The organism is Brooklawnia sp. (assembly GCF_049651565.1).
Classification (GTDB): Bacteria; Actinomycetota; Actinomycetes; order Propionibacteriales; family Propionibacteriaceae; genus Brooklawnia.
On sequence record NZ_JBASCI010000144.1, the window covers coordinates 1 to 9,804 of the forward strand.

At 67.7% G+C, this 9,804-nt stretch carries 9 protein-coding genes and 1 pseudogene; 2 read left to right on the forward strand and 8 right to left on the reverse strand.

Going from position 1 to position 9,804, the window contains the following annotated elements:
* A partial coding sequence (locus WBL05_RS06830) for a DUF4439 domain-containing protein (RefSeq protein WP_424224674.1) occupies positions 1-290 on the forward strand: 290 nt, incomplete at its 5' end.
* Positions 291-307: 17 nt separating this feature from the next.
* Here the strand turns inward: WBL05_RS06830 and WBL05_RS06835 are convergent.
* Complete coding sequence (locus WBL05_RS06835) at positions 308-2,077, reverse strand: proline--tRNA ligase (RefSeq protein ID WP_424224688.1); 1,770 nt, start codon at positions 2,075-2,077, stop codon at positions 308-310.
* 150 nt (positions 2,078-2,227) lie between these two features.
* Between WBL05_RS06835 and WBL05_RS06840 the strand changes: the two genes are divergently transcribed.
* Positions 2,228-2,689, forward strand: a complete 462-nt coding sequence (locus WBL05_RS06840) for a YbhB/YbcL family Raf kinase inhibitor-like protein (RefSeq protein WP_424224675.1) — start codon at positions 2,228-2,230, stop codon at positions 2,687-2,689.
* 168 nt (positions 2,690-2,857) lie between these two features.
* Here the strand turns inward: WBL05_RS06840 and WBL05_RS06845 are convergent.
* The 7 genes and pseudogenes from WBL05_RS06845 to WBL05_RS06875 all read right to left on the reverse strand — a co-directional run.
* Positions 2,858-3,313: pseudogene (locus WBL05_RS06845) on the reverse strand (GntR family transcriptional regulator); the annotation flags it as partial.
* Positions 3,314-3,422: 109 nt separating this feature from the next.
* Positions 3,423-4,295, reverse strand: a complete 873-nt coding sequence (locus WBL05_RS06850; RefSeq protein WP_424224677.1) for a GNAT family N-acetyltransferase — start codon at positions 4,293-4,295, stop codon at positions 3,423-3,425.
* Positions 4,292-5,437: a flavodoxin-dependent (E)-4-hydroxy-3-methylbut-2-enyl-diphosphate synthase gene (gene ispG, locus WBL05_RS06855; protein WP_424224679.1), complete on the reverse strand. Its 1,146-nt coding sequence runs from the start codon at positions 5,435-5,437 to the stop codon at positions 4,292-4,294. Before ispG ends, WBL05_RS06850 begins: the two co-directional genes overlap by 4 nt.
* Before the next feature lie 118 nt (positions 5,438-5,555).
* On the reverse strand, positions 5,556-6,404 hold the full coding sequence (locus tag WBL05_RS06860; protein WP_424224681.1) for a sugar phosphate isomerase/epimerase family protein: 849 nt from the start codon (positions 6,402-6,404) through the stop codon (positions 5,556-5,558).
* Positions 6,405-6,408: 4 nt separating this feature from the next.
* On the reverse strand, positions 6,409-7,575 hold the full coding sequence (locus WBL05_RS06865; RefSeq protein WP_424224683.1) for a Gfo/Idh/MocA family protein: 1,167 nt from the start codon (positions 7,573-7,575) through the stop codon (positions 6,409-6,411).
* A 41-nt stretch (positions 7,576-7,616) separates the two neighbouring features.
* Positions 7,617-8,627 carry a Gfo/Idh/MocA family protein gene (locus tag WBL05_RS06870; RefSeq protein ID WP_424224685.1) on the reverse strand — a complete coding sequence of 337 codons (1,011 nt, stop codon included), beginning with the start codon at positions 8,625-8,627 and terminating at the stop codon, positions 7,617-7,619.
* Between the two features lie 4 nt (positions 8,628-8,631).
* Positions 8,632-9,474 (reverse strand): sugar phosphate isomerase/epimerase family protein, encoded by an 843-nt coding sequence (locus WBL05_RS06875; RefSeq protein WP_424224687.1) that lies wholly within the window; start codon positions 9,472-9,474, stop codon positions 8,632-8,634.
* Positions 9,475-9,804: the final 330 nt, after the last annotated feature.

Genomic DNA, 9,804 nt, shown 5'->3' on the forward strand with positions numbered 1-9,804 from the left:
GGCTCGGGCAGGCGATGCGCGAGCGCGACCAGACTTCGGCCCGGATCAGCGCGGCCGGCGCCACCCCGGCCCCGGCGTCCGCCAGCTACGAGCTACCGGATGGGATCGCCGATCCGGCCCAGCGCGACCGGGCCTGGGCCAGGCTCGAGATGGCGGTGCTGGCCGGCTGGGCGCGGCTCGCGGCGGCCGACCCGGAGGGGCGCCAGTCAGCGGCCGAGATGGCATTCGACCAGGCCGGACGCGTCCGCAGCCTCGGCACCCCACTGCCCTACTGGCCGGGCTGGGTATGACCCCCGGCAGGGGCCGCTCAGCGACCGATCTCGGCCAACACCTCTTCGACCGCCGCGTCGACCGGCACCGGGCGGGCCGACCCCGACTTGCGGTCCCGGATCTCCACCTGGCCGTCGGCCAGCAGCCGTCCTACCACCACCGAGGTGGGCATGCCGAGCAACTCGGCGTCGGCGAACTTCACCCCGGGTGAGGCCTTGCGGTCGTCGAGCAGCACCGCTACCCCGCGGTGGGCCAGTTCGGCGGCCAGCCGTTCGGCGGTCACGGCGATCTGGTCGCCCTTTCCCGCCGGGACGATCTCGACGTCGAACGGTGCCACCGCCCGCGGCCAGCACAATCCCTTCTCGTCGCAGGTCGACTCGGCCACCACGGCAACCGCCCGCGACACCCCGATTCCGTAGGAGCCCATCGTCACGGTCTGCAGCTTGCCGTTGGCGTCCAGCACCTTCAGGCCCAGCGCCTCGGCGTACTTGGTGCCCAACTGGAAGATGTGGCCCATCTCGATGCCGCGGGCCAGGCTGAGCGGGCCGGAGCCGTCCGGCGACTCGTCGCCCTCGCGGATCTCGGCGACGTCGAGGTAGCCGTCCGGAGTGAAATCGCGGCCGACCACCATGTCGGCGACGTGCTTGCCGAGCTCGTCGGCGCCGGTCAGCCAGCGGGTGCCGCGGGCCAGCGCCGGGTCGACCAGGAAGCGGATGGTGCCGGGCGCGGGGCGCTCACCAGGGGCGAGCGGCCCCTGGCCGAGCACGCCCGGACCCATGTAGCCCTTGACCAGCCTGGGGTTGGCGGCGAAGTCGTCGTCGGTGAATGCCTCCACGGTCGCCGGGGAGACGGCCGCCTCCAGCCGACGCAGGTCGACGTCCCGGTCGCCGGGCAACCCGATGGCCAGCGGCTCGGTGCGGCCGTCCGGGTAGGTCAACCGGAAGACGACGTTCTTCAGGGTGTCGCTGGCCTGCCACGGCCGGTCGGGCCGCGGGAACAGCGCGTTGGCCTGGTCGACCAGGGTCTCGATGGTCGGCGAGTCGGGGGTGTCGTGGACTACTGGGGATGGCACGTCAGAGGCGTCCTGCTCGGCGGCCATCGGGCGCTGGATCGCCTCGACGTTGGCGGCGAACCCGCCCGGTGAGCGGACGAAGGTGTCCTCGCCGCTGGCCGCTATCGCCAGGAACTCCTCGGATGCCGAGCCACCCATCGCACCTGAGTGGGCATTCACGATCACGTACTCGAAGCCCAGCCGGTCGAAGATGCGGATGTAGGCCGCCCGGTGGTCCTGGTAGGCCTGGTCGAGCCCGGCCTGGTCAATGTTGAACGAGTAGGAGTCCTTCATCACGAACTCGCGGCCACGTAGCAGCCCGGCCCGCGGTCGCGCCTCGTCCCGGTACTTGTGCTGGATCTGGTAGAGGTACAGCGGCAGGTCCTTGTACGAACTGCACAGGTCCTTCACCATCAGGGTGAACATCTCTTCGTGGGTCGGGCCGAGCAGCATGTCGGCGCCCTTGCGGTCGACCAGCCGGAACAGGTTGTCGCCGTAGTCGGTCCAGCGGTGGCTGGCCTCGTAGGGTTCGCGGGGCAGCAGCGCCGGGAAGAGCACCTCCTGGGCACCGATGGCGTCCATCTCCTCGCGGATGATCTCACTGATCTTGCCGAAGACCTTCAGCCCGAGCGGCAGCCAGGAGTAGATGCCGGGCGCAACCCGCCTGATGTATCCGGCACGGACCAGCCAGCGGTGGCTGGGCATCTCGGCATCTGCCGGGTCTTCGCGCAGGGTTCGCACGAACAGCTGGCTCATTCGGGTGATCACGGACTCTCCTCGGCTCTGGTTGCGTGGTCAAGGCTAGCGGCCAGCCCCGGCCACACGCATCCGCAAGCGATTCGTGCCCGTTCGCTCGGTGGCGGCCGCCGGTCGGGACAATTGAGGTACTCACCGAGGAGGTCAAGCATGCAGATTCCGCAGCCCGATCTGGCCAGGTCGATCACCGTCACCAGCCCGCGCTTCGCCGAGGGCGACCCGCTCCCCGACCGGTACACCTGCAAGGGCGACGGACTGCCACCCGAGCTGAACTGGGTTGGCGTGCCGGCCGAGGCCCGTTCGGTCGCGCTGGTCGTCAGCGACCCGGACGCCCCGCGCGGCACCTTCCTGCACTGGCTGCTCACCGGGCTGCCAGCGGCCGGCAAGGGCCTGCCCGAGGGCGGGGCACCGCCCGGGGCCCGCGAGTGGCCGAACAGTGGCCGGTCGGCGCGCTGGGTGCCGCCGTGCCCGCCCAGTGGGACGCACCGCTACTTCTTCGGCGTGTACGCGTTGGATTCGCAGGTGGTCGGCTCGACCACCGAGCAGGTGCTGCAGCAGATCGCCCGGCACACCATCGCCTGGGGGACCCTGCACGGCGTGGTCAGCCACTGAGCAGTGCTGCCGGGCGGGATCAGCGGGACAGCAGCTCACAGATGTAGTCGAAGCTGCGCTGAGCGTCGGCCTGGCGATCGGCCGATGGTAGTCGGTGTCCATCAGGCTGGACGGCTCGCCGGCCACGTCGGCCAGCACGGCCACCCGCATCAGATCCTTGAGCTGCGTCCACTGCCGCAGCAGCATCGAATTGCCGGCCACCCGACAGATCTGCTCGTGGAAGCCCAGGTCGACGTCGAGCCGCTTGCTGTAGGGCGACCCCTCCGGGACGTGGGGCAGCAGCCGTTCGAGCTCGTCCGCCACCTCGGCCGCCTTGCCTGCCCGGATGATCAGGTCGATGGCCAGCGCCTCCGGGGCCGCCCGAACCTCGGACAGCTCACGTACCTGGTCGGGGCTCAGCATGGTCACCGCCAGCGCGGTGCGATTCTCGCCCTCGACCAGTCCACTCTGCTGCAGCAGCCGCAACGCCTCGCGCACGGTGCCGCGGCTGACACCCAACTGTTCGGCCGGGTCGGTCTCGGCGAGCCGGGTACCCGGAGCCAGGTCGCCGTCCAGGATGGCGGTCCGCAGCGTGGCCCAGACCTGCTCACGCAACGTCAGGCGATTGATACCTGCCAGCGACACAAGAGCCGTCCTTCAATTTGGCCGGAACTCACCCGGCGTGACATTTGAAGCGTAAAACACCGGCCTCGTCGTCAACATTCGACATCGACTGTTGCCAGGTCATGGATGATCAGTAGAGGACGGTCGCCAGTTCACCCACCGTGGCGAACCCGAGGCCTTCGTAGAGCCGGCGTGCTCGGGTGTTGTAGTCGTTGACGTAAAGCGACACCACCGGGAACTGCTGCCGGCACAGCCGTACCACCTGCGACATCGCGGCCACCGACAATCGCCGGCCCCGCAGCTCCGGTGTCAGCCAGACACCCTGTACCTGGCAGTACCCCGACCACGCCGAGCCGATGTCCGACTTGAACCAGACCCGGGCCGGCGCTCCGGCCGGCTTGTGGACCGCTCCCATCGCGTGCCCCATCTGGATCAGCAACCGGACGTAGCGCTGGTATCCCCCACCGCCGTCCAACGGCGTGACACCGACTTCCTCGGTGTACATCGCTACTGCCGCCCTCAGGTATGGCTCGTAGTCCTCCAGCTCGATGCGGCGCACCCGCGGATCGCCCTCGAGCTGGGGGTCGTGGTCGATGACCATCAGCGGCTGGTGCGGCCGCACGTCCCGGGCCCTGCCCCAGCTGTTGCCCCAACGCTCGGTCAATCCCTGGTGCAGTTGCTGGACGACGGTAGCCGGACCCATGATCGACGAGATCCGCCGCCGGGGACCGATCGCCTCGACGAACGCCCCGACCGCTTCCCGGTCGGCCTCGATCGGCACCAGGTTGGCCCCCACGTGGCAGGCGGCCGCCAGTTCACCGCCGACGTGGTAACCGTAGATGGCGCAACCCAGGCGCTGCGGCGTCAAACCCAGGCTGGCCACCCGGGACGCCACGAACAGATTGGCCACCGGGTCTCGCCGGAACAGCGCCGTCAGCTCGGGCAGGTCGGCCTGATCCAGGACGCGCAGCGTCCCGGCGCCGGACCGCCGCGTGGTGCTCAACTCACTACGACCTCGGGCGCCCCGGAGTGCGCGAACTCATCAGCCAGCTTGTTGGCCTCCGCTATCAGCGTCGGCACGATAAGGTCCTCCGGCACGGTGGCGATCACCTGACCCTTCACGAAGATCTGCCCCTTGCCATTGCCGGACGCCACCCCGAGGTCGGCCTCCCGCGCCTCGCCGGGGCCGTTCACCACGCAACCCATCACCGCGACCCGGATGGGCACGGTGAAGTGCTTCATACCCTCGGTGACCTCCTCGGCCAGCTTGTAGACGTCCACCTGAGCACGCCCACAGCTCGGGCAGCTGACGATCTCGAACTGCCGCGGCCGCAGGTTCAGCGACTCCAGGATCTTGATGCCGACCTTGACCTCTTCGACCGGGGGCGCCGAGAGCGAGACCCGGATGGTGTCGCCGATGCCCTCCGACAGCAGCGCCCCGAACGCGGTCGCCGACTTGATCGTCCCCTGGAATGCCGGGCCCGCCTCGGTGACCCCGAGGTGCAGCGGGTAGTCGCATTGCGCCGACAACCGGCGGTAGGCGTCCACCATGATCACCGGGTCGTGGTGCTTGACCGAGATCGCGAACTGGTCGAAGCCGACCTCCTCGAACAGAGCGGCCTCATTCAGCGCCGACTGAACCAGCGCGCCGGCCGGGTCGGTCTCGTACATGCCACGCAGCCGCTTGTCCAGCGAGCCGGCGTTGACGCCGATCCGGATACTGGTGCCGTGCTCGGCGGCCGCCTTGGCGATGTCGGCGATCTTGTCGTCGAAGGCCTTGATGTTGCCTGGATTGACCCGCACCTTCGCGCAGCCCGCCTCGATCGCGGCGAAGACGTAGCGGGGCTGGAAGTGGATGTCGGCGACCACCGGGATCTTCGACTTGGCAGCGATTGCGGGAAGCGCGTCCGCATCGTCCTGGCTGGGCACCGCCACCCGCACGATGTCACAGCCGGATGCGGTCAGTTCGGCGATCTGCTGGAGGGTGGCGTTGATGTTGCTGGTCGGGGTGGTGGTCATCGACTGCACCGAGATGGGCGCGTCGCCGCCGATGGCGAGGTTGCCGACCTTGATCTTGCGGGTGGGACGGCGCGCCGCCAGCACCCGGGTGGCCGTGGGCGCCGGAGTTCCGAGGTTGATCGGCATTGGTTGTGTTCTCCTCACAGTGACTGGCCCCAAGGATAGTCGTGGGGCGTCAGTTCCCCAGAACCAACGCCCCGCGGTTGAAGCTGGCCTGCGCCCCGCGGCCCGGGTGCAGTCCTGCTCAGTACCCGATCGACTTCAGGTAGGCCCGGCTGTCGGCGATGCAGTCGAACGGGTCACGGCCATAGGTCATGTCCTGCTCGATGAAGAAGAACTCGGCACCCGCCTCGATGGACGCAGGCAGCAGCTCAGGCCAGTTCATGTTCCCCTGCCCCACCTCGGCGAACTCCACGATGTTGACAAACATGTCGTAGCCCTCCTGCATCTTGCCCTCGGCGAACAGGTCAATCGCCTTCGGGTTCAGGGCTCCGACCCGGAAGTCCTTGACGTGGATCAGCTTGCAGACCCCCGCGTACTCCTTGAGCATGTCGAGCGGGGCCATGCCACCGCGCTGCACCCAGTGCAGGTCGACCTCGAAGAAGAGCGCCGGCGCCACTCGACGCACAATGTCGAAGATCCGCTCACCGTCAAACTTGGCCAGGTCGACGTGGTGGTTGTGATAGCACAGCGTGATGCCCTCGGCGGCCAGCCGCTCGGCGGCTGGCTGGCACTCGGCGGCCCAGACCTCGCAGGCCTGCTTGGACACCATTGCCGTGAACGGCATCATGCCGATCCGGGCGAAGCGGGTGCCCAGCCGGTGGGCGTCGGCCACGATCTTGTCGAAGTGTTCCTCCAGGTTGTCGCCGGTGGCTGTCGGGCCACCCTTGAGCGCCACCGAGATGGCACCGACTTCGACGCCCAGTTCCCTGGTGCCGCGCTCCAGTTCAGCGACGTTCTTCTCATCCATAGGAATCTGCGACACCTCGACGGCGTGCAGGTCCATCTCTGCGATTCGCTGCAGGACCGGCCACATGCCCTGTTCGGCGACCTGGTCCTTCATCATCATCATCTGGACACCCAGAACAGCCATTTCGTCAGCTCCTCGTCTCGAACTTGCCCTCTTCGGCAATGCGCTTGTTCAGTTCAGCCAGGTAGGTCTCCTCGTCGAAGTCGACGATCGAAACCTCCTTGCCGGTCCAGCTGGACAGGTGGATGGCGTTGGCGAGCCGGACGCCATGGATGCCGTCGGCGCCGGGAGCCAGCGGCTCGGCGTCCTCGAGGATCTGGGCGGCGAAGTTCTTCAGCACGTCGCAGTGCTGCTCGCCCCAGACCGAGCCGTAGTCCTTGGTCTCGGTGGACAACACCTCCGACATGTCGAGCTGGCCCATGAACAGCTTGCCCACCTCTTCCATCGACATGTTGACGCTCAGCACCTGCTCGGGCTCGCTGAGCCGGCTGATGGTGACCGTCTTGGAATCGTCGACGACGATCTTGCCGGAGTCGCACAGGATCTCCAGCCGGTCGGTGCCCATCATGTCGTGGGTGCAGGTGATGAAGGTGCCGGTGGCGCCGTTGTCGAAGGTGACCAGCGCGTTCACCTCGTCCTCAACGGCGATGTCGCGGCGGAACCCGTACTGGCACTTGGCGAAGACGCTGTTCGGCACCCCGCAGATCCACTGCCACAGGTCGAGTTGGTGGGGGGCCTGGTTGACCAGGACGCCGCCGCCCTCGCCACCCCAGGTGGCACGCCAGTCGGACTGGTTGTAGTAGCCCTGCGGACGCCACCAGGTGGTGATGATCCAACTGGTGTGGCGCAGCGCACCCAGTTCACCGGATTCCATCAGGGCCTTGAGGTCCTTGTAGAGCGGGTTGGTCCGCTGGTTGAAGAAGACACCGAACTTCAACTCGGGCTTGGTGGCGGCGAAGTCGATGAGTTCGCGGGCCTGCTTGGTGTAGACACCGACCGGCTTCTCGACCAGGGCGTGGACGCCGTTGTCCAGTGCGTAGATGCCCATCTCGGGATGCAGGTAGTGCGGCACCGTGGTGACGACCGCGTCCACGTCCCCCGAGGTGACCATTTCCTTGTAGTCGGCGTAGAACGGGACGCCGTACTCGTCGGCCTTCGCCTTCTTCTCGGGAAGGATGTCGCAGATGGCGCCGATCACCATGTTCGGCACCCGCCCGTCGGCCAGGAACTGGGCATACATGCCGCCCTCGGCGCCCAGCCCGATGATGCCGAGGCGAACCTTCTGATCGGTCATTCGATCGTGTCTCCTTTTGTGTGGGGTTGCCTGCCCCCGGGCTACAGCCCGGAGCGTTCGTAGGTCTGCTTGAGGATGCGCAGCGACTTCATGGCCTCGGCTGGGCTGATCCAGAACGGCTCGGGGTCGTCCAACCGGTCGTAGAAGTCGCGGATCAGCAGTTCGTGGCTGACGCCCCAGTAGGTGCGGCCACCCGAGGGCACCTTGCGTTCCTCGAAGACCTGGGGCGCCCGCCCGTCGTGCCACGCCACGGTCAATCCGTTGCGCAACGTCACGTAGGCGTTCTGGCAGTCCAGCTCGAGTTCGACCGGGCGGTGCTGGGGTGCGGTGAGCGTGGCGTAGAACGAGGTCTGGACGCCGCTGGCGTGGGTGAGCAGCATCTCGGCGGTGTCCTCGACGTCGATCAGGTCACCGAACTTGTTGGTGGCAACGTGACCGACGATGTCCACCACCTCGCCGAGGAACCACTGCACCAGATCGAGGGTGTGGATCGCCTGGTTGATCAGCAGACCACCGCCCGACCTGGCCCGGGTGCCGCGCCACGGCTTGACCTGGTAGTAGTCCGGCGTGCGGGTCCAGACCACGGACGCGTAGGCACCCCGGACTGCACCCAGCTCGCCGGAGTCGAGCAGCCGGCGCAGCTGCTGGGAACTCACGTTGTAGCGGTTCTGGAAGCAGATGCCCACCTTCGGAGTGGCCGGCCCCATTCTCGCCAGCGCAGCGGCGTGCCAGTCGACCAGCCGCTGCCCGTCCTCGACGGTGTGCGCCAGCGGTTTCTCCTGCAGCACGTGGACGCCGGCTGCCACGGCCTCCAGCGACACGTTGACGTGCTGGTCGTGGGGTGTGGCGACGTGGACGACGTCTGGTTGGGCGATCTCCAGCAGCTCGGCGACCGACCCGTAGCCCGGGGCACCGGTCAAATCGCATGCCCAGCGCAGGGCGTTCGGGTCGGTGTCGCAGACTCCCACCAGCTCGACGCCGTCGATGGCGTCGAACGCCTCGAAGTGGATGACGGCGACGTCGCCACAGCCGACCAGCGCGGCCCGCTTCATCTGGTCACTCCCACTCGACGCCCAGCTCGGCGAAGAGCTTTGTCACCGCGTTGAAGGCGTCGGTCCACAGGTCCGGCCCGCACAGCCCGCCGAAGGCGTCGAAGTCGCCCAGGTGCGGTTCGATGGAGAAGAAGCCCTGGTAGCCGGATTGCCTGAGCGCGGCGAACAGTTCGCGGAACTGGCCGTCCCCCTCTCCCGAGGGCACCACCTTGCCGAGGTCGTCCGGTCCGGCGGGGGCCAGCGCGTCCTTGCAGTGGACGTAGTCGGTGAGCTCGCGCACCTTCGGGTACGCCTCGTCGAACGGCTTGATCCCGCACTGCACGTAGTTCGCCGGGTCGAAGATCGCGCGGTAGTTGGGCGAATCGATCGTGGTGATCAGGTCGATGACCCGTTCGGGGATGTCACCGAAGATGTCCTTCTCGTTCTCGTGCAGCAGGGTGATGCCGCCGGCTTCGGCCAGTTCCACCATCGCCCGGGTGCGGGCCATCACCTCGTCGCGGTAGGGTGTCGGATCCTCACCCTCGGGCATGAAGAAGCTGAACATCCGGATGTATGGCGAATCGAAGAACTTGGCCACCTCGACACCGTGCCGGGCGCGTTCCAGATGCGCGTCGAACGGGTCGGTGATCTGGATCTTGCCCAGGTCGGAGCCGACCGAACTCAGCCGGATGCCGGCCGCGTCGAGTTTCTGCTTGGCGGTCTGCAACTGCTCGTCGGTGAGGTCGAGCACCTTGGTTCCCCAGGCGCTGCGGAACTCGACGTGCTGGATGCCGAGGGGGTTGAACAGGGCGATCTGTTCGTCCAGGTCGTTGGATATCTCGTCAGCGAAACCGGACAACTTCCACATCGGTCGCTCCTTCTGTGGGCTGAGTGATGCTTGGAGTGGCTTGTGGCGCCCGGGTGGAGGGGCGCCTGCGGACTCTCTGATCACTCTAACGGCCGTTGTGCCGAGGCGTGGGGGTCCGAGCCAATAGAAGATCGACCGCAGAACTGACGCGCGGCTAGGGCCTCAGCGACCCCGGCCGACCAGGGCCAGCAGCTGGGAGTTGATCGACGACTCGCTGGTCGGCCGGAGGCGGTCGCCGGCCAGTTCGGCCGGCACCAGCACCACCTGGGTCCCGGCGGCCAGCGCTGCGGCTGCGGCCTGGCGTCCGGCCTCGCCGGCCAACCCCACCAC

Bases quoted from the DNA above. Each gene is read 5' to 3' on its own strand.
- WBL05_RS06835 (WP_424224688.1), bottom strand. From the start codon at position 2,077: ATGAGCCAGCTGTTCGTGCGAACCCTGCGCGAAGACCCGGCAGATGCC.
- WBL05_RS06840 (WP_424224675.1), top strand. From the start codon at position 2,228: ATGCAGATTCCGCAGCCCGATCTGGCCAGGTCGATCACCGTCACCAGC.
- ispG (WP_424224679.1), bottom strand. From the start codon at position 5,437: ATGCCGATCAACCTCGGAACTCCGGCGCCCACGGCCACCCGGGTGCTG.
- WBL05_RS06860 (WP_424224681.1), bottom strand. From the start codon at position 6,404: ATGGCTGTTCTGGGTGTCCAGATGATGATGATGAAGGACCAGGTCGCC.
- WBL05_RS06865 (WP_424224683.1), bottom strand. From the start codon at position 7,575: ATGACCGATCAGAAGGTTCGCCTCGGCATCATCGGGCTGGGCGCCGAG.
- WBL05_RS06870 (WP_424224685.1), bottom strand. From the start codon at position 8,627: ATGAAGCGGGCCGCGCTGGTCGGCTGTGGCGACGTCGCCGTCATCCAC.
- WBL05_RS06875 (WP_424224687.1), bottom strand. From the start codon at position 9,474: ATGTGGAAGTTGTCCGGTTTCGCTGACGAGATATCCAACGACCTGGAC.